This is a genomic window from Luethyella okanaganae, assembly GCF_042660285.1.
GTDB lineage: Bacteria > Actinomycetota > Actinomycetes > Actinomycetales > Microbacteriaceae > Luethyella > Luethyella okanaganae.
Genome location: NZ_JBHSTP010000003.1, coordinates 1 through 16,968, shown reverse-complemented (window position 1 = coordinate 16,968; position 16,968 = coordinate 1). Strand labels below are relative to the sequence as shown.

The window sequence follows — 16,968 nt, the reverse complement described above, 5'->3', positions numbered from 1 at the left end:
GTGACCACGAGCCCACCGTTTCGCGCCGACATCGTCGGCAGCTTTCTCCGTCCCGCCGAGCTGGCGCATGCCCGCAGCCGGCATGCAGCCGGGGAGATCGACTCTGCAGAGCTCGATGCCATCGTGGATGCGAAGATCGCCGATCTCGTCGCCAAGGAGGCGGATACCGGGCTGCGGCTGGCCACCGACGGCGAGTTCAGGCGGTCGTGGTGGCACTTCGACTTCTTCGGCTTCCTCGACGGCGTCGACATCGTCGAACTCGATCACGGCATCCAGTTCCACGGCGTGCAGACCAAGCCCCGTGGGGTGCACATCAGCGGACCGATCGGCTTCTCTCCAGAACACCCGTTCCTCGACCACTTCCGCTCACTGAAGGACCTGCTCGAGCGCACGACCGGCGTGGCTCCGAAGTTCAGCATCCCCGCACCGACCGTGCTCGACTTCCGTCTCGAACCCGGCCACATCGCACCCGACTCCTACGACGGTCGCGAGGCGATCGTCGACGATCTGGTGAACGCCTACCGCGATGCTGTTCAGGCGTTCTACGATGCCGGTGCCCGCTACCTGCAGTTCGACGACACTGCGTGGGCCTACCTGTGTTCCGAGGCCGAGCTCGCAAAGGCCCGCGATCGCGGGATCGACACCGACGGCATCGCCGAGCGCTACGCATCTTTGCTGAACCGCGTGCTCGACGGTAGACCCGATGACCTCGTCGTGACGACCCACGTCTGCCGCGGCAATTTCCGCTCCACCTGGATCTCGTCCGGTGGCTATGAGCCGGTGGCCGAGCAATTGCTGGGCGTGACCGACTACGACGGATACTTCCTCGAGTACGACAGCGAGCGCGCAGGAGGCTTCGAGCCGCTGCGATTCCTGCCAGAGGGCGACAAGACCGTCGTGCTGGGGCTGATCACGTCGAAGAGCGGCGAGCTCGAGAATGTGAACGACGTGAAGAAGCGCATCGATGAGGCCTCCGCCTTCGCTCCTCTCGGCCAGCTCGCTCTCAGCCCGCAATGCGGCTTCGCCTCGACCGAGGAGGGCAACGAGCTCACTGAGGACGAGCAATGGGCGAAGGTGCGCGAGGTCGTCGACATCGCGGCCGAGATCTGGCGCTGACCGCGACACTGGAACGGCGGCGGTCGCCATCCTTAGGAATCGGAGAGTCGCGACGGCTGGTCGATGCGGCCGACGGATCGACGGATCGACGGATCGACGGATCGACGGATCCAGTACACCCGATCGGACCGTCGCGCGGCTCAGGAACGGTAGCTCGGCCTTCCTGGCCTCTCCCCAGCGACTACTCCACGATCGGCGTGCCGTGCGTGTGGAAGGTCTCGATCGTCTTCATGCCCCAGGCCTGACCCTTCTTGCGCTCCTCCTGCGTCCACTCCACGACCGGCGAGTCGGGATCGAGGAGCAGGCGCGCGCCGGCATTGGCGAACTCGATGCGATTGCCGCCCGGCTCCCACACATAGAGGAAGAAGGTCTGGTTGATCGCATGCTTGTGCGGCCCTGACTCGATGTGGATGCCGTTCTCCAGGAAGATGTCGGCCGCCTTGAGGATGTCCTCCCGGGTGTCGGGGGCAAACGCGATGTGATGCAGACGATTGCCGTGCCGGGTCCAGTCGTCGGAGTAGACGACATCGTACGACTTGTTCTGGAAGTGGAACCACCACGCGGCATAGCCACCGTCATCGAGCTTGATACGCTCGCTCTCGCGGCCCGCCAGCGCCTCGGCGATGAATCTGCCGTTGGCCACCACGTCCTTTGCGAGGTAGTTGATGTGGTCGAGGCGACGCGCGTTCACACCGCGCCCGGGAAAAGCGGACGGCTGATTCTTCAGTGCGGGCTTGTCGTCTGTGGCGACATAGCGTTCGGTCTCGTAGTAGAGGGCCATCGAGTGACCGTCGGGGTCGCGGAACATATAGCTCGGCCCGGTGCCGACCTCGCCGTCGACCCATCCCTCGCCGAGCCCCGTCCGCTCCACGGCCGCGACCCGCCGCTCGAGAGCCTCCTGGCTCGTCGTGCGGAACGTCGTGCGGCCGACGCCCGCGTTGTCCGACGCGGTGAGCTTGATCGTGTAGAGCTGGTACTCGTCCCAGCATCGCAGGAACACCGAGTCGCCCTCTTCGGCGACAACACGCATGGCGAGCAGCTCGCGGAAGAACCACAGGCTCTTGTCGAAGGTTGCGGTGAGCAGCTCGACGCTGCCGATGTGGGCGATGTCGAAGGCGTTCTGGTCGGCCATGGTGGGGTCCTCTCTGAGGTGCGGATCTGAGGTGCGGATGAAGTCGTGCGGCTAGATGCGCGGTCTCGGAAAGACCAGGCCGTCGAAGATCTTGCGGGCGGTGCGCAGGGCCGCCGAGCGGGTGACGATGAACGAGCCACCGGACGCCCGGACCCCGACATCCACATCGAAGTGGCCCGTCGGGTGCTCGATGACGAACGGCGCGCCAGAGGCGGGGAGGTCGGCGAGGTCGTGTCCGATCGCTCCCTCCGGGATGACTCCGGCCGCCACCGTGAGCGCCCCCAGCACCCCGATCGAGGTGTGCACCCGGTGCGGGATGAAGCTGCGCGTCGAGATCGCTCCGCCCTCGCGGGGCTCCGACAGCAGCACCATCTTCGGCACGGTCGCGTCAGAGACGTCCCCCATGCCCATGAGCGCGGCGGCCGCGAAGCGGATGCGCTCGAGCTCGGTCTTCAGCGTCGTATCGGCCTCGAGGGTCGCCGGCGACTCATCGCCGGTCATCCCGAGGTCGCCAGCGCGAAGAAGCACGCTCGGCATGCCGTTGTCGACACAGGTGATCCGGACGCCCAGGACATCGTCGACGAGGCGGCCCGTCGGGAACAGCGCGCCGGTCGACGAGCCGGCCGTGCCCTCGAAGTCGAGGGAGACAGCGCCTGCCGTGCCCGGGACTCCATCGATCGCGAGACCACCGTCGTAGTCGACGAAACCGCCTGGCGTCGCGAATGTGGCCGTGGCGACCGAGTCGGTGTTGACCATGCGGATGCGGACGCTGGTGCGGTCGTCGAGCGCCGCGACGAGGCCGCGCTCGACCGCGAACGGTCCGATCCCGGCGAGGATGTTGCCGCAGTTCTGCTTGTCGGTGACGAACGCCTGGTCGACGCCGAGCTGCAGGAACAGGTAGTCGACATCGATGCCCCCGCCCGCGCAGGACACGCCACCCGTCGAAGGCGACACCACGGCGACCTTGCTCGTGAGCGGATGCGCGCCTCCGAGCCCGTCGATCTGCCGCGGGTCTGGAGTGCCCATGATGCGTAGCAGCAGCTCGTCTCGCTCGGCCGGGTCGGCTGGCAGCTCGGAGGCGAGGAAGTACGCCCCTTTCGACGTGCCTCCCCGCATCAGCAGGCAGCGGATGCCGTCAGTGCCTGCCATTGTCGTATTCCGCCTGCGTGATGTAGCTGACGCCCAGGTCCGCGAGCACTTCGCGCAAGCCGTTGCGGACGAGGCTCAGCTCGCCGTTCCGATAGGCGACGCGCGACGCAGCCTCCTTCTCGAGGCGCGCATCGGAGGCGGCGAGCGCCGATGGGGCCTCCTCACGTGGCACGCACAGCACACCATCGTCGTCGGCCACGATGACGTCACCGGGCCGCACGATGGTTCCGCCGACCACGATCGGCACGTTCACCGAGCCGGGCGTCGCCTTGACCGTGCCCTGCGCGTTGACCGCACCCGACCAGACGGGAAAGCCCATCGACCTGAGGTCGGCGACGTCCCGCACTCCGCCCGTCGTGACGAGGCCGCGCACGCCGCGGTGCTGCAGCGCGGTGGCGAACAGCTCGCCGAACGAACCGTCGAGCGACGGTGAGACGGTCGTGACGACGAGCACGTCTCCGGCCCGGCACTGCTCGACAGCCGCGTGGATCATCAGGTTGTCGCCGGGCCAGTTCAGCACGGTCACAGCGGAGCCGCCGATGCGCGTGCCGTCTTGAATCGGCCGCAGCGAGACTCCCGCGAGTCCTGTGCGGCCCAACGCCTCGTGCACCGTCGCGACGCCGTGGGCTGCGAGCGCATCGATGGTCGCGGCATCCGCGCGCTCGATGTCGGTGACGATGACGTGTCCCATGCTCACTCCAGCACGTCCGTGACCTGCGGGTAGTAGCGCATATAGGCCTCGCCCCTCGTGTCGACGGGCAGCCCGAGGTTCGGGCCGGCGTTGCGCTTGACCTGAACGCCTCGGCGGATGGCGAGCTGCGTGTAGTACTCCCACATGTGCTTCTGAGCGGGCAGACACTCCATCGCCTTCTGCTTCAACGGAAACGCCGTGGTGACATCGAGCAGCACGTTCGGCTTGAAGTCGCTCTGCTCTGGCTGGTGCGGTTCGAAGAAGAACACGGGCGGGGCGCCGATGATCTCGTCCGTGGTCGGGAACCGGCCATCGACGGCGACCCCGATCGCCTGTGCGAGGATGCGGGCCTGCAGCGCCATGCGCGCCGCGGCGGGATGGTCGCCGTTGTACGGGTCGGCGAGCGGATGCGTCAGAACCACCGTCGGCTGCACACGACGGAAGACCCCCACCAGCTTCTCGACTGCTTCGGGGGTCTCGAGCAGAGGGTAGTCGCCGAGGTCGAGGAACTCGACCTCGGCACCCAGCGCCGTGGCCGCGGCCTCCGCCTCCTGCCGTCGGATGGCCTTGATCTCGGCCAGCGGCTTGCCCTGCAGCCACTGGCTCGCCGACTCTCCCCGCTCACCGTACGAAAGGCACACCACGACGGCGCGCTCCCCGCGCATCGTGGCGGCGGCGATGGCACCACCCGCGCGCCACACGAAGTCGCCGGCATGGGCGCTGACGACCAGAAGCGTCGGCACGGTCTCGGTCATGGGTCCTCCTGTCTCGGTCCCGTGAATCGGGGAGCGTACGGCTCGTCATCGAGGGCGCGGTGCATCCCGATATCCCTCAGCGAACCACAACCCTGGTGCTCTGGTCAAGATTATGGATACAATCTTGGCGACGAAACGTGCGGATCCTTCCCAGCGATGGATCGCGCGCTCTTCGGAACGAATGACGAAGGAGTCTCGATGTCGGATGCCTCGGTATCGCGTGCGGTGGAATCGCCGGGAGGCACCGCCGACCGCACTCCCTCCCCGTCGGCTGCCGCGAGACGCGGATCGCTCTCACCGTCACGACAGTCGGCCCACCGACGACACGATCCTCGCGTCCCGCCGAGAACAACGGCCGCGATCCCGAACTGCCGCGTTGGCGGGGAGACGGCTCCCGTGGGTGCACCGCGACCCCTGGTCACACGCACGAGAGACCCGCAAGCAAGACGCAAGTGACGACCACAAGAGACGACCACAAGAACTGAGGGGCCAGGCACGCGTGGCCGCCCATCGCACCACCCCGAGAGAAGGAAGAACCATGGCGAACAACCTGCAAGAGCTGCTGGACGAGAAGGGCGACACGGTCAGGATGCTGCGTGATTCGCAGCTCGGAACATATATCTACCCCGTCGTGCCGGCCGAGTTCACCAACTGGCGTCGCGAGCAGAAGGCGTGGCGCAGCACCGCTGTGTTGTATGACCAGACGCACCACATGGTGAACCTCTTCGTGTCGGGTCCGGACGCACTGAAGCTGCTGAACGACACCGGTATCAACAGCTTCGCCAACTTCCCGGTGAACACCGCGAAGCAGTTCGTGCCGACCGCCTCCAACGGCGGCGTGATCGGTGACGGCATCCTGTTCCACGAGGCGGAGCACGACTACGTCTATGTCGGACGCGCCCCCGGAGCGAACTGGCTGCAGTTCCACGCCGAGACAGGCGGGTACGACGTTGAGGTGCGCTACGACGACCGCTCTCCGTCGCGCCCCTACGGGCAGGCCGTGCACCGCGAGTACTACAGGTTCCAGATTCAGGGGCCGGCAGCCTGGCCGATCATCGAGAAGCTCGCGGGAGGTCCAGTCGAGCAGGTGCGGTTCTTCCACATGGGCGAGCTGACGATCGCAGGCGAGCAGGTGCGCACCCTCCGGCATGGCATGGCCGGCGCGCCTGGCCTCGAGATCTGGGGTCCATACGAGCAGCACGGCAAGATCCGCGACGCCGTGCTCGAGGCCGGGCGCGAGTTCGGCCTCGAACCGTGCGGTTCACGTGCCTACTCGTCGAACACCCTGGAGTCGGGCTGGATCCCCTCTCCGCTCCCCGCGATCTACACGAGCGAGGCAGAGCGTGCCTACCGCGAGTGGCTGCCTGCCACGAGCTACGAGGCGATCAACGCCCTCGCCGGCTCGTTCGTGTCCGAGAACATCGAGGACTACTACCTCAACCCCTGGGAGCTCGGCTATGGCTCGTTCGTGAAGTTCGACCACGACTTCGTCGGCCGCGACGCGCTCGAGAAGATCGACCCGGCGACCCAGCGCAAGAAGGTCACGCTCGCCTGGAACGACGAAGACCTCGCGAAGCTGCTCACCTCGGTGATCGACCGTGATGGCTTCGGCTACCAGTTCTTCGACCTGCCGAACGCCAACTACGGTTCGTCGAACTACGACTCGGTCGTCGACGCCGACGGGACCGTCGTCGGGCTCTCGTTGTTCACGGGTGTCACGGCCAACGAGAGACGCGGCCTCTCGTTGGCGACGGTCGACCACGACGTGCCGATCGGCACCGAGCTAAAGGTCGTCTGGGGTGAACCGGGCGGCGGATCGCGGAAAGCGACGGTCGAGCCGCACGAGCAACTGGCGGTGCGCGCGATCGTGAGCCCGGTGCCGTACGCCGTGACGGCACGCAACACGTACCACGGCGGATGGAGGACCGGCGGCGCCTGAGACGGCCGAAACCGGGTTCAGCCGGTTCTAGCGGGACCCGCACGCATCGCGGCGGGTGTCACCGGTTCCGAAGGTCTGGGACGCTCCAGCGACGGGCGTCACGGGCCCGAGGCGCCGCGCTCGGACCGTCGGGGTTCAGGCCGGTGCCGAACCGTCGCCGTGGATGACGAAGAACTGCCCGGAGGAGCCCTGCACCGCGCGGGCCACGGTCGCGTAGAGCCAGTCGAGTGCTGCCGTCTGTTGGGTCGTCGCACGACGGTAGAGGCACAACTCGATCTCGGCCATCTCGAACGGCAGTTCGCGCACGACGAGCGGCCAGGTCCCCGCCCACCCGGCCGCGATGGTGTCGGGCACCGTTGCGATGAGTTCTCGACTCGCCGACAGGAGCGGCGGAAGCGTCGCGAAGTGCCGCACGGCCACCTGCGCTTCGATCTCCGCTCCGGCGCGCCGCTGCGCGGCCGCGAGCATCGGTGCCCCGGAGTCGCTCGCCACCGTGACATGTGCTGCGTCGAGGTAGGCGTCGAGGTCGAACGCTCGGTCGGCGAGCGGATTCGCGGCCGACAGCGCGACTCCATAGCCCTGCGACTTCAGCAGCACCCGGTCGAACGCGCCGGAAAGCGCGACCGGCGTGATCGCGAGGTCGACGGTGCCGCGCGCGAGCCAATCGGGCAGCTCGCCGACATCGAGCGGCACGATCTCGAGACGCATGTGCGGCGCGCGGGCTCGCACCGCACGGAGGATCGCCGGAAGCCAGCCGATCTCGCCGAGCTCCGACAGCGCGACACGGAACAGCTTGCGCGAGTCGGACGGATCGAACCCGTGCACGGCGTCGAGCGTGCGATCGATCCCCGCGATCGCCTCACGGAAGCCGGGGAACACGCTCACCGCCAGAGGCGTCGGCTCCATTGTGCGGCCCGCACGCAGGAACAGCGGATCGTCCAGCTCGCGGCGCAGCCGTCCGAGGGCCTGACTCACCGCCGGCTGCGTCACATAGAGCCGCGAGGCCGCGGCCGTCAGGCCACGTGTCTCGTAGATCGCGACGAAGACGCGGACGAGGTTCAGGTCCATCGCGGCCTCCGACCAGCCGCGCGAAGGCTAAGACATCCTTCGATCTCCATAAGCAGAGGTTATGCCCATACGGTCCCGCAATATGCCTGTGTTACTAACATGAGACCGGATGCTGCCGCATCCACCGTGATCGAACGAAGGAGTTCACGATGCCCGAGTCCGTCTTCCAGGCCATCTCCCGCGTGGGAGGCCCTGTCGAGCTGCTGCGCAACGCCCAGGCGCGTCCGACGATCTTCCCGGTCACTCCCGAGTTCACGAACTGGCGCTCTGAGCAGCGCGCCTGGCGCGACTCCGTCGCCCTGCTCGACCAGTCCCACCACATGACCGACCTGTTCATCTCGGGTCCCGACGCCCTGAGACTCCTGAGCGACATCGGCGTGAACAGCTTCGCGAACTTTCAGGTCGACAACGCCAAGCAGTTCGTGGCGGTCAACCACGAAGGGTATCTCATCGGGGATGCCATCCTGTTCCATCTCGCAGAGGACTCGTTCGACCTCGTCGGGTGGTTCATGGTGCTCGACTGGGTGCAGTACATCGGCGAGACCGGCGACTACGATGTGACCTTCGAGCGCGACGCGAACTCGCTCATGCGCGCCCCCGGCGAGAACCCCACGCTGTATCGCTACGAGCTTCAGGGCAAGAACGCCCTCACCCTGATGGAGAAGGTCACAGGCGTTCCAGTGCCGCCGACGAGGTTCTTCCACATGACGACCTTCACGATCGATGGGCTCGAGGTGCGTTCGTTGCGCCACGGCATGGCCGGGCAGCCCGGCTTCGAGCTGTTCGGACCGTGGGAGGAGGGAGAGCGGGTGCGAAGCGCGCTGATCGCCGCCGGCGATGGTCTCGATCTCGCGCTCATCGGCTCGAAGGCGTACTCGTCGGCGAACCTCGAATCTGCGTGGGTGCCATCACCCCTGCCAGCGATCTTCACGGGCGAAGGCATGGCCGACTACCTCAGGTGGCTACCGGCGGCCCGCGCCGGATCGCTTGCAGGCAGCTTCGCCTCTGACGACATCGAGGACTACTATCTCACCCCCTACGACCTCGGCTACGGTCGCAGCGTCGCCTTCGACCACGACTTCATCGGCCGCGCGGCGCTCGAACGACACGCTGCGGGGCCAGTGCGCGCAAAGGTCACGCTGGTGTGGAGCCCCGAGGACGTGGCCGCGGTCCAGCGATCGCTGCTGGAACCGGGGCTGCCGGCGAAATACATCGACTTCCCCAAGGCACGGTATGGCGTGTATCAGGTCGACCGTGTGCTGGCCGGCGGGAAGGATGTCGGCATCTCCCACGATGTCGGCTACATCACGGGCGAGCAGGTGTTCGTGTCGCTGGCGAGCATCGACGCCACGCATGCGGCGCCCGGCACCGAGGTCGCAGTCGTGTGGGGTGAGGAGCCCAACTCACGCAAGCCCGCCGTCGAGGCGCACCGCCAGGTCGAGATCCGGGCGACCGTGCAGCCCGCGCCGTACTCGTCGTTCGCCCGGGAGGCCTACCGGAAGGACTGAGCGCGCTTCGCCTCGCCCTCGTGCTCGCTTGGCCACCGGGCTCAGCCCTTCTCGGCGACGATCCGTTCGAACCAGGAGAGCGTCGCACGGGTCATGTCCGCGGGCTGGCCCGACGCCTCCAGCGCGGCGAGCGCGTCGCGTACCTCGTGCTCCCGCCGCACGGCGTGCTGATAGGTCCCCTCGGCCAGCCGATCGATGAGGGCCCGCCCCTCGTGGCCGAGCTCTTGTGCCATCTGATCGAGCAGCCACTCCTCGGCACCGACCGCGCGCGCAGCGCCGAGCCCTTCGATGACGAGTGCGGCAAGGCCTTTCATGAAGACGCTCCGCAGGAGCTTGAGGCGTGCGGCTTCCCCGGCCTCACCGTCGACGGTGACGATCGGAACACCGAACGGTGCGAGCCGCTCCGCCAGGGCACGGGCACCAAGGCCGCTCGCCAGCAGTTCCGTGCGGTGCGCGGCACGGGGCACGGGGGCGAGCACCGCGACATCCGCCATCGGGACACCCTGCAGCGCAGCCAGCATGGCGATCTCGAGCTTGACCGCGGGCGCTGCGGTATTGAGATCGGCGTACACGGCGGTCGGCGGGGTCTGTGCAAGAACGTCGGCGGCGACGGCGCGCGCGACGTTCGCTCCGACCAGGCTGAGGATGACATCCGCGCCTTCAGCGGCCTCAGCAATGGTCGGGACCTGCCGGATCGGAGGGTCGTCGAGCCGCCGGAAGGGATCGTAGCCGCGCACATCCGCGCCGGCGTCATGCAGCCCGCGCGCATACAGCCGTCCGGCCTCTCCGAGGCCGAGGATCGCGATGGTCGTCATAGAGTGTTCACCCTAGACCACCGACGACGGGAGTCGACGCATCCGCCCGTGCGACCGTCGCACCGCCCATGTCGATGGCCGGTGTGTCGTCGATCGCGCGAGTCGTCGATCGCGCGAGTCGTCGATCGCGCGAGTCGTCGATCGCGCGAGTCGCGCGGCGACCGCGATCTCGGAGTTCCACACGGCCTCTGCCCCGACATCGCCCGAGCGAGAGAGTGGGATGTCATTGTCGGCTTTCCTTTCGATCCGAGCGAAGACCATGCAGATTCCGCGAACCTGGATCGCGGACAAGGAAGCCATAAAGATCCAGATTTTCAAACCAAAATCGTTGACAATTTCAGCGCGAATCCGTAGCGTCTCAGAAACGGGGACGGTCCGGGTCCCGCGTCGGTGGCAATGAGGCGAACGACACGAAAGGCAGGCGATGGCCGCTCGATTGACCCTGCGTGACGTGAATCTCCACTTCGGCGGCGTCACGGTGCTCGAAGGCGTGAGCTTCGACGTCGAGCCCGGCCAGGTGTTCGGACTCGTCGGCCCCAACGGCGCGGGCAAGACCTCGTTGTTCAACTGCATCAGCGGGCACTACAAGCCGAGCGCGGGGTCGATCCTCATCGAGGGCGTCGAGGTGCGCGGCTCCCGTCCGGCGACGCTCGCACGCCACGGCCTCGCCCGCACGTTCCAGCACCCCGCGCTTCAGCTGCGCGACACCGTCCTGGAGAACGTGCTGCTTGGCGCGCATACGCGGCTGCCCGGCGGTCCTCTCGAGTGGTCGATGCGCTCGCCGCGCACCACCCGCTCAGAGAAGGCGCTGCGCACGGAGGCGCTCGAGCTGCTGGAGCGCAACGGCCTCGGTTGGGCTGCGAACGTGCGCGCCGACGAGCTCTCCCACGGCCTGCACAAAGGCATCGAATTCTGTCGCGCGCTGCTCATGCGGCCGAAGCTGCTGCTGCTCGACGAACCGGCGGCCGGACTGCCCCACAACGAGGTCGAACAACTCATCCAGACGGTGAAGCGCGTGCGCGACGAGGACGACGTGACGGTCGTGATCGTCGAGCACCACATGGGGCTCATCGCGGCGCTCACCGACAGGGTCGTCGTGCTCGATCACGGCAAGAGTCTGATGGAGGGCACGGCGGCGCAAGCGCAGTCCGACCCGCGGGTGATCGAGGCGTACATCGGGAAGGATGCCGCGGGTGACGCTGCTTGAGCTGGAGGGCGTGACGGCCTCCTACGGTCCGGTCCAGGTGCTCGGGGGCGTGTCGCTGTCGGTGCCCGATGGGGGCGCTGTCGGCATCCTCGGCGCGAACGGCGCTGGCAAGACGACGACGCTGCGCGCGATCAGCGGGACTGTGCGCACCGGAGGCCGTATCGTCTACGACGGGCGCGACATCCGAGGCATGCGCCCTGACCGGGTCGCCGCCCTCGGAATCGCGCATGTGCCGGAGGGCCGTGGCACGCTGGGAGCCCTCACAGTGCACGAGAACCTTCGCGTCGGCGCCTATCTGCGCAAGGACCGCAAGGGCATCGCGACCGACATCGACTACTGTCTCGCCCTCTTCCCCCAGCTGCAGAACCGCATCCGTTCCAACGGATCGGCACTCTCCGGCGGCGAGCAGCAGATGCTCGCGATCGCTCGCGCGTTCATGTCCAGACCACGGCTGCTGCTGCTCGACGAAGCATCCCTCGGACTCGCCCCTGGCACCGCGAAGTCCGTGTACGAGGCGATCAGGCGGCTCCGCAAAGAGTCCGGCATCGCGATGCTCGTCGTCGAGCAGAACGCCAATCTCGCCTTCTCGCTCGTCGATTCCGCGACCGTGCTGGAGACCGGTCGCACTGTCCTCACCGGATCCAGTGCCGAGCTCAAGGGCATGGACGAGATCCGCCGCGCCTACCTGGGAGGCTGACGATGGGGACCTTCATCCAGCTGGTGATCGACGGGCTCTCGACAGGGTCGGTCTACGCCGCCTTGGCACTCGCGATCGTGCTGGTCAACCAGGCGACCGGCCTCATCAACTTCGCACAGGGCGGAATGGCTGTGCTCTCCGCCTACATCGCGTTCGCGCTGACCCAGCTCGGCGCGCCGCTGATCCTCGCGATCCTCGCCTCGATCGTCGCCTCCCTCGCGCTGGGCGCCCTCATCGAGTGGTACCTGATGCGGAGGTTCGAGCGCGGCGACCCGGACACCGCTGTGGTCGTGACGATCGGACTCCTGACTCTGATCACCGGGATCTGCGCGTGGATCTGGTCGTACGACAACCAGATCTTCCCCCCGCTGTTCCCGACGGGAACGGTCACCGTCCTCGGCGCGGTCCTGAGCTTCAGCTCGCTGGGCACGATCATCGTCATCGTCGCGATCATGGTGCTGCTGCAGGTGCTGTTCGTCGGCACGAAGCTCGGCCTCGCCTTGCGGGCGGTCGCGATCAACACACAGTCCGCCGCTTTCTCCGGTCTCCCGGTCGGACGCCTGCTCATGGTCGGGTGGGGTCTCGCCGCCGGCCTGGGGGCCGTCGCCGGCATCCTCGTGGCACCGCAGCTGTCGCTCACTCCGGGGATGATGGACAACGCGCTCGTGTACGCGCTGGCGGCCGTCATTCTGGGCGGACTGTCGAGCCCGATCGGCGTCGTCATCGCCGCGTGGCTCATCGGGGTGCTGGAGAACCTCGCCGCCGCCTACATCGGCTTCATCGGCTACGACCTGAAGATCGCGGTTCCGTTCATCCTCATCTTCGTCGTGCTGATCGGCCGCCCGCAGGGCCTGTTCGGCCGGAAAGCCGTGGTGCGCGTCTGATGTCCACCCTCACAGCCTTCTTCGCCAAAGCCTGGGTGCGCCGGGTCACCGTCGTCGTGATCGCCGCGCTCGCCGTCATCCTTCCGCTGGTCCTTCCCGCCTTCGCGAACCAGACCATCGCCCGCATCGGGGTGTTCGCCGTCGCCGTGCTGGGCCTCAACGTCGTCATGGGCTACACAGGACAGGTCTCGCTCGGCCAGATCTTCTTCCTCGGGCTCGGGGCATACGTCACCGCATACGGAGTCACCCAGGGGTGGAACATCGTGCTGGTGTTCGTGCTGTCACTCGTCATCCCCGGCGTCGTCGGCCTTCTCGTGGCCCTCGCCGCCGCGCGCCTCGGCGGACTCGCGATAGCCATGGTCACCATCGCGCTCCCTATCGTCGGCGTGCCGCTCGCGAAACGCCTCGAGGACTTCACCGGCGGATCGCAGGGCCTCTCGGCGAACTTCTCGAAGGCGCCCGCGTGGAGCACGCTGTACGACGACCAGTGGCAGCTGTACATCGTGCTGCTCATCGGCGGGATCGTGTTCCTTCTCACGCGCAGCCTCGTGCGCGGCAAGTATGGCCGCGCCTTCGCGATCGTGAGGGGGAACGAGGCGGTAGCGGGCTCCATGGGCGTCTCGCCCTACCGCTACAAGGTTCTCGCCTTCACCGTCGCCTCGATCATCGGCGGGGTGAGCGGCTTCCTCTACATGGTCGTCGTGCAATACACATCGCCCGAGACGATGAGCTTCGGCCATTCGATCACACTGTTGGCGTCCATGGTGATCGGCGGTGCTGCGAGCATCTTCGGTTCCGTCCTCGGCGGTGCGTACTACGTGCTCGTCCCACAGCTGACGAACATCATCGACCCGAACCTCACCGCGCTGCTGCAGGGTGCGATCCTTCTGGTGGTGCTGTTCGTGCTGCCCGGCGGCCTGGTCTCGCTCCCGCGTGCGATCGACCGGCTGTCGTCGCGCGTACATCGCAGCGCAACGCCGACCACGCGCGTCCCGGCGATCGGAGCGTCGCCTGCGACGCGCGCGGATGCGGCGGCCGTCGAGCACCAGATCCCCTCGCCAGCGACCACAGCCTCGGATCCCGCGGCGAAGAGACCCCCAACAGAGAGACAAGGACAGGCATGAACATGCGCACGAGAACACGGAACGCCATCGGCGTCGTCGCCCTGGCGTCGGCCGTCGCGCTCATCCTCGCCGGATGCTCGCGCGGTGGAGGCGGAACCTCGTCCGACAGCGTGGCGCCGAGCCCCGGCATCACCGAAACGGCGATCACACTGGGCATCACGACGCCCATGAGCGGCACCACTGCTGGCCCCGGCACCTGCACCGTCGCGGGCGTCACCGCCTACTTCGGCGCCAAGAACGCCGCCGGCGGCGTGAAGTTCGGTGACGGCAAGACCCGCAAGGTCGAGATCAAGCCGCTCGACGACGGCTACGACCCGCAAAAGGCGAAGGCCAACTACGACCAGCTGAAAGACAGCGTCTTCGCGATGACGGCGGGACTCGGCACTCCGACCAACCGTGCATGGCGCGAGGCCGCGATCTCGGATGGGGTCCCGCAGGTACTCGTGATGACGGGCGATCCGATTTTCAGCGACCAGAAGCAGAGTCCATGGCAGCTCGGCTTCGTGCCGATCTATCAGAACGAGGGCGAGGCGTTCGGCACACTTCTGGCGACGTCGGGCAGTGAGCACAAGGTCGCCGTCCTGTACCAGAACGACGACTACGGCAAGGGCTATGTCGAAGGCTTCAAGAAGGGCATCGAGGGCGCTTCGAACATCACGATCGCCGAGGAGCTCAGCTACGAGGCCACAGACGCCTCGGTCGACGGCCAGCTCACCCAGCTCGCCGCCACGGGCGCCGATGTCTTCTTCAACGCGATGTCGATCACCCCGCTGGTCATCTCATCGCTGAACAAGGCCCAGTCGCTCGGCTGGACTCCCAACTGGTTCCTGCCGTCGAACACCTCGAGCCCCGGTGGGATCCTGCAGAAGGCGAACGACGTGAGCGTCTACCCCGGCATCTACTCGGTCGCGTTCACCAAGGCGGTGCAGAGCCCCGCGTTCGCGGACGACGAGGACGTCAAGACGTTCCTCTCGGACCTCAAGGCGTATGCGGACTATCCGGATACCCCGGCGTTCCCGCACTGTGCATGGAGCTACCAGGTCGGGGCGACCCTCGAGCAGGCCTTCGAGAAGATGACCTCGCCAACGCGCGACGACTTCATGAAGGCGCTGCGGTCGATCTCCGACTTCTCGGCTCCGCTGATGCTGGAGGGCACCGCGGTCGACACGACCGCCGACGGCCAGCCCGCCGTGTCGACGGTGTTCGTCCAGAAGTACAACGGCAAGGGCTACGCCACCGCCACCTCGTGGGAGTGATGCCGTCCTGAGCAGCCATGGCCTGGTCGGGTTCCCGGTCGGGCCATGGCGCATGCCCGCGACCAACTGCGGGCGCGAGGTCACGGGTGCGGGCCGGATGCCGTGGATCCACTCGAATCGCTCAGCGCGCGGCGATCGATCCAGCGCGGAGCACCTGGACGATGCCAAGCAGGTGGGTGCGGGTGGCCTCCTCGGCCCCGTCCGCGTCGCGCGCCAGGATGGCGTCGATGATCGCAATGTGCTCCGGTGCTGACTCGGCGGCGCGACCGGGCGCGAATGCAAGCCGGAACTGGTGCCGCGCCGACTGGGCGCGCAGGCGCTCCAGCAGCTGTGTCGCGGTCTCGTGCCCGCTGAACTCGCGAATGCAGCGGTCCATCTCCTGATTCAGCCGCGCGTACTCGACGAGATCGCCGGAGGCGACAGCGGCTGAGATACCCGTCCGCAAGGCGAGCAGTTCCTCTGCGCCCTCGTCGGTGAGGTTCTCGGCGGCCTTGCGCGCGCACAACGACTCCAGGCCGATCCTCACCTCGACGATCTCGATCGCCTCGTCGATGCTGATCGCACGCACCCGCGCGCCCCGATTGGGGAGACGTTCGACGAGACCCTCGCCGGCCAGGTTGAGCAGCGCCATCCGCACGGCCGCTCGCGAGGCGTCGAACCGCTCGCTGATGTCGGCCTCGATGAGCCGTTGGTATGGGGCGAGTTCGCCCGCCAGAATGGCGTTGCGGATCTGCTGGGTGAGATCGGCCCAGGAGTTCTCGTGGGCGTTGGGCGGCACGGTGGACAAAAGGCGACGGCCTCCTCGGTCACGGACGGTGCGTCCCTCCTCGGGCACCTTCTGACAGTATCGCATGGGTAAAATTTGTCGACGATTTTAGCGACAATCTCGGTTATAATCATGTCCACGGGCATCCCGAGATCGCCCGGTTTATTTGTCCCGTTCACCAGGACGCGCCGTCGACAGGCGAGCGCGGCGAGGATGGGATGGCCCAAGACACAGAGAGGTGGGTGCCGGCGATGTCCGACACAGTGAGCACTGAGGCGCCGGTGAGGACCGGGTTGTTCATCGGGGGCGTGGCGCGGAGTACCGCGGAGACCCTTGCGATCGCGGATCCCGCGAAGCCGGGGGTGGTCGTGGGTCATGCGGCGTCGGCGTCGGCGGAGGATGTCGCTGACGCGGTCGCCGCGGCGCGGGCGGCGTTCCCGGCGTGGTCGGCGTTGACGGGTCCGGAGCGGGCGGCGTTGATGGCGGACGCGATCGCGGGGATCGCAGATGAGCGCGACGTCGACGCGGCGGTGTTGTCGCAGGAGAACGGGAAGATCCGGTTCGAGGGTTTCATCGACGCGTTGGTGTTCGAGATCCGTTGGAATCTGGCGTTGATGCATGCCGAGGAGGTCGACCAGGGCAGGACGTTGCCAGTGGTGCCTGGCGCGATCCCGGTATCGACGGAGGTCGGCTACCAGCCGCTGGGCGTGGTGACGGTGATCGTTCCGTTCAACTGGCCGATCGCGATCCTGGGGGCCTCGCTCCCGCATGCGCTGCTGGCTGGGAACACCGCGATCGTGAAGCCGCCGCCCTCGGCGCCGCTGGCCACGACCCGGCTCGTGCAGCGGGTCGCAGAGAAGC

General features: G+C 67.3%; 17 protein-coding genes. 9 read left to right on the top strand and 8 right to left on the bottom strand.

Annotation, left to right across the window (positions count from 1 at the left end; all coding sequences use genetic code 11):
* The gene (locus ACFQB0_RS11450; RefSeq protein WP_386731628.1) at window positions 1-1,116 is read left to right on the top strand and encodes a 5-methyltetrahydropteroyltriglutamate--homocysteine S-methyltransferase; all 1,116 of its coding nucleotides are present in this window, start codon (window positions 1-3) and stop codon (window positions 1,114-1,116) included.
* A gap of 181 nt (window positions 1,117-1,297) precedes the next feature.
* On the opposite strand, the gene ACFQB0_RS11445 is transcribed toward ACFQB0_RS11450, so the two are convergent.
* Genes ACFQB0_RS11445 through ACFQB0_RS11430 form a run of 4 tightly spaced genes read right to left on the bottom strand, consistent with a single transcriptional unit; the run spans window position 1,298 to window position 4,843 of the window.
* The gene (locus ACFQB0_RS11445; protein ID WP_386731625.1) at window positions 1,298-2,248 is read right to left on the bottom strand and encodes a VOC family protein; all 951 of its coding nucleotides are present in this window, start codon (window positions 2,246-2,248) and stop codon (window positions 1,298-1,300) included.
* A gap of 51 nt (window positions 2,249-2,299) precedes the next feature.
* Window positions 2,300-3,397, bottom strand: coding sequence for a 4-oxalomesaconate tautomerase (locus tag ACFQB0_RS11440; RefSeq protein WP_386731623.1), 1,098 nt, complete (start codon window positions 3,395-3,397; stop codon window positions 2,300-2,302).
* On the bottom strand, window positions 3,384-4,088 hold the full coding sequence (locus ACFQB0_RS11435) for a 4-carboxy-4-hydroxy-2-oxoadipate aldolase/oxaloacetate decarboxylase (protein ID WP_386731620.1): 705 nt from the start codon (window positions 4,086-4,088) through the stop codon (window positions 3,384-3,386). Before ACFQB0_RS11435 ends, ACFQB0_RS11440 begins: the two co-directional genes overlap by 14 nt.
* Window positions 4,089-4,090: 2 nt before the next feature.
* Entirely contained in the window at window positions 4,091-4,843 is a 753-nt protein-coding gene (locus ACFQB0_RS11430) for a PIG-L deacetylase family protein (RefSeq protein ID WP_386731617.1), read from the bottom strand.
* A 538-nt stretch (window positions 4,844-5,381) separates the two neighbouring features.
* Between ACFQB0_RS11430 and ligM the strand changes: the two genes are divergently transcribed.
* Window positions 5,382-6,782 carry a vanillate/3-O-methylgallate O-demethylase gene (gene ligM, locus ACFQB0_RS11425; RefSeq protein WP_386731614.1) on the top strand — a complete coding sequence of 467 codons (1,401 nt, stop codon included), beginning with the start codon at window positions 5,382-5,384 and terminating at the stop codon, window positions 6,780-6,782.
* A 135-nt stretch (window positions 6,783-6,917) separates the two neighbouring features.
* Here the strand turns inward: ligM and ACFQB0_RS11420 are convergent, their stop codons facing one another.
* Entirely contained in the window at window positions 6,918-7,850 is a 933-nt protein-coding gene (locus ACFQB0_RS11420; RefSeq protein ID WP_386731611.1) for a LysR family transcriptional regulator, read from the bottom strand.
* 149 nt (window positions 7,851-7,999) lie between these two features.
* Between ACFQB0_RS11420 and ACFQB0_RS11415 the strand changes: the two genes are divergently transcribed.
* Complete coding sequence (locus ACFQB0_RS11415) at window positions 8,000-9,358, top strand: aminomethyl transferase family protein (RefSeq protein WP_386731608.1); 1,359 nt, start codon at window positions 8,000-8,002, stop codon at window positions 9,356-9,358.
* Window positions 9,359-9,399: 41 nt separating this feature from the next.
* On the opposite strand, the gene ACFQB0_RS11410 is transcribed toward ACFQB0_RS11415, so the two are convergent.
* Together ACFQB0_RS11410 and ACFQB0_RS11405 are read right to left on the bottom strand one after the other, a co-directional pair.
* The gene (locus ACFQB0_RS11410) at window positions 9,400-10,173 is read right to left on the bottom strand and encodes a DUF1932 domain-containing protein (RefSeq protein ID WP_386731605.1); all 774 of its coding nucleotides are present in this window, start codon (window positions 10,171-10,173) and stop codon (window positions 9,400-9,402) included.
* A gap of 7 nt (window positions 10,174-10,180) precedes the next feature.
* Window positions 10,181-10,354: a hypothetical protein gene (locus tag ACFQB0_RS11405; RefSeq protein ID WP_386731603.1), complete on the bottom strand. Its 174-nt coding sequence runs from the start codon at window positions 10,352-10,354 to the stop codon at window positions 10,181-10,183.
* 270 nt (window positions 10,355-10,624) lie between these two features.
* Here ACFQB0_RS11405 and ACFQB0_RS11400 point away from each other — a divergent pair, with 270 nt between their 5' ends.
* From ACFQB0_RS11400 to ACFQB0_RS11380, 5 genes are read left to right on the top strand one after another with little or no spacing between them, the layout of a single operon-like run.
* Complete coding sequence (locus ACFQB0_RS11400; protein WP_386731601.1) at window positions 10,625-11,380, top strand: ABC transporter ATP-binding protein; 756 nt, start codon at window positions 10,625-10,627, stop codon at window positions 11,378-11,380.
* A complete protein-coding gene (locus ACFQB0_RS11395) occupies window positions 11,367-12,077 on the top strand; it encodes an ABC transporter ATP-binding protein (RefSeq protein WP_386731599.1) in 711 nt (236 codons plus the stop codon). Before ACFQB0_RS11400 ends, ACFQB0_RS11395 begins: the two co-directional genes overlap by 14 nt.
* Window positions 12,078-12,079: 2 nt before the next feature.
* On the top strand, window positions 12,080-12,961 hold the full coding sequence (locus ACFQB0_RS11390; protein WP_386731596.1) for a branched-chain amino acid ABC transporter permease: 882 nt from the start codon (window positions 12,080-12,082) through the stop codon (window positions 12,959-12,961).
* Window positions 12,961-14,085 (top strand): branched-chain amino acid ABC transporter permease, encoded by a 1,125-nt coding sequence (locus tag ACFQB0_RS11385; RefSeq protein ID WP_386731593.1) that lies wholly within the window; start codon window positions 12,961-12,963, stop codon window positions 14,083-14,085. The genes ACFQB0_RS11390 and ACFQB0_RS11385 overlap by 1 nt, the downstream gene beginning before the upstream one ends.
* 2 nt (window positions 14,086-14,087) lie before the next feature.
* Window positions 14,088-15,341, top strand: a complete 1,254-nt coding sequence (locus tag ACFQB0_RS11380) for an ABC transporter substrate-binding protein (protein WP_386731590.1) — start codon at window positions 14,088-14,090, stop codon at window positions 15,339-15,341.
* A 121-nt stretch (window positions 15,342-15,462) separates the two neighbouring features.
* On the opposite strand, the gene ACFQB0_RS11375 is transcribed toward ACFQB0_RS11380, so the two are convergent.
* Window positions 15,463-16,119: a GntR family transcriptional regulator gene (locus ACFQB0_RS11375; RefSeq protein WP_386732797.1), complete on the bottom strand. Its 657-nt coding sequence runs from the start codon at window positions 16,117-16,119 to the stop codon at window positions 15,463-15,465.
* A 239-nt stretch (window positions 16,120-16,358) separates the two neighbouring features.
* On the opposite strand from ACFQB0_RS11375, the gene ACFQB0_RS11370 reads away from it, so the two are divergent.
* Window positions 16,359-16,968, top strand: a 610-nt coding sequence (locus ACFQB0_RS11370; protein ID WP_386731587.1) for an aldehyde dehydrogenase family protein, incomplete at its 3' end; no start/stop codon positions are given.

Bases quoted from the DNA above. Each gene is read 5' to 3' on its own strand.
- ACFQB0_RS11445 (WP_386731625.1), bottom strand. From the start codon at position 2,248: ATGGCCGACCAGAACGCCTTCGACATCGCCCACATCGGCAGCGTCGAG.
- ACFQB0_RS11440 (WP_386731623.1), bottom strand. From the start codon at position 3,397: ATGGCAGGCACTGACGGCATCCGCTGCCTGCTGATGCGGGGAGGCACG.
- ACFQB0_RS11435 (WP_386731620.1), bottom strand. From the start codon at position 4,088: ATGGGACACGTCATCGTCACCGACATCGAGCGCGCGGATGCCGCGACC.
- ACFQB0_RS11430 (WP_386731617.1), bottom strand. From the start codon at position 4,843: ATGACCGAGACCGTGCCGACGCTTCTGGTCGTCAGCGCCCATGCCGGC.
- ligM (WP_386731614.1), top strand. From the start codon at position 5,382: ATGGCGAACAACCTGCAAGAGCTGCTGGACGAGAAGGGCGACACGGTC.
- ACFQB0_RS11420 (WP_386731611.1), bottom strand. From the start codon at position 7,850: ATGGACCTGAACCTCGTCCGCGTCTTCGTCGCGATCTACGAGACACGT.
- ACFQB0_RS11415 (WP_386731608.1), top strand. From the start codon at position 8,000: ATGCCCGAGTCCGTCTTCCAGGCCATCTCCCGCGTGGGAGGCCCTGTC.
- ACFQB0_RS11410 (WP_386731605.1), bottom strand. From the start codon at position 10,173: ATGACGACCATCGCGATCCTCGGCCTCGGAGAGGCCGGACGGCTGTAT.
- ACFQB0_RS11390 (WP_386731596.1), top strand. From the start codon at position 12,080: ATGGGGACCTTCATCCAGCTGGTGATCGACGGGCTCTCGACAGGGTCG.
- ACFQB0_RS11385 (WP_386731593.1), top strand. From the start codon at position 12,961: ATGTCCACCCTCACAGCCTTCTTCGCCAAAGCCTGGGTGCGCCGGGTC.
- ACFQB0_RS11380 (WP_386731590.1), top strand. From the start codon at position 14,088: ATGCGCACGAGAACACGGAACGCCATCGGCGTCGTCGCCCTGGCGTCG.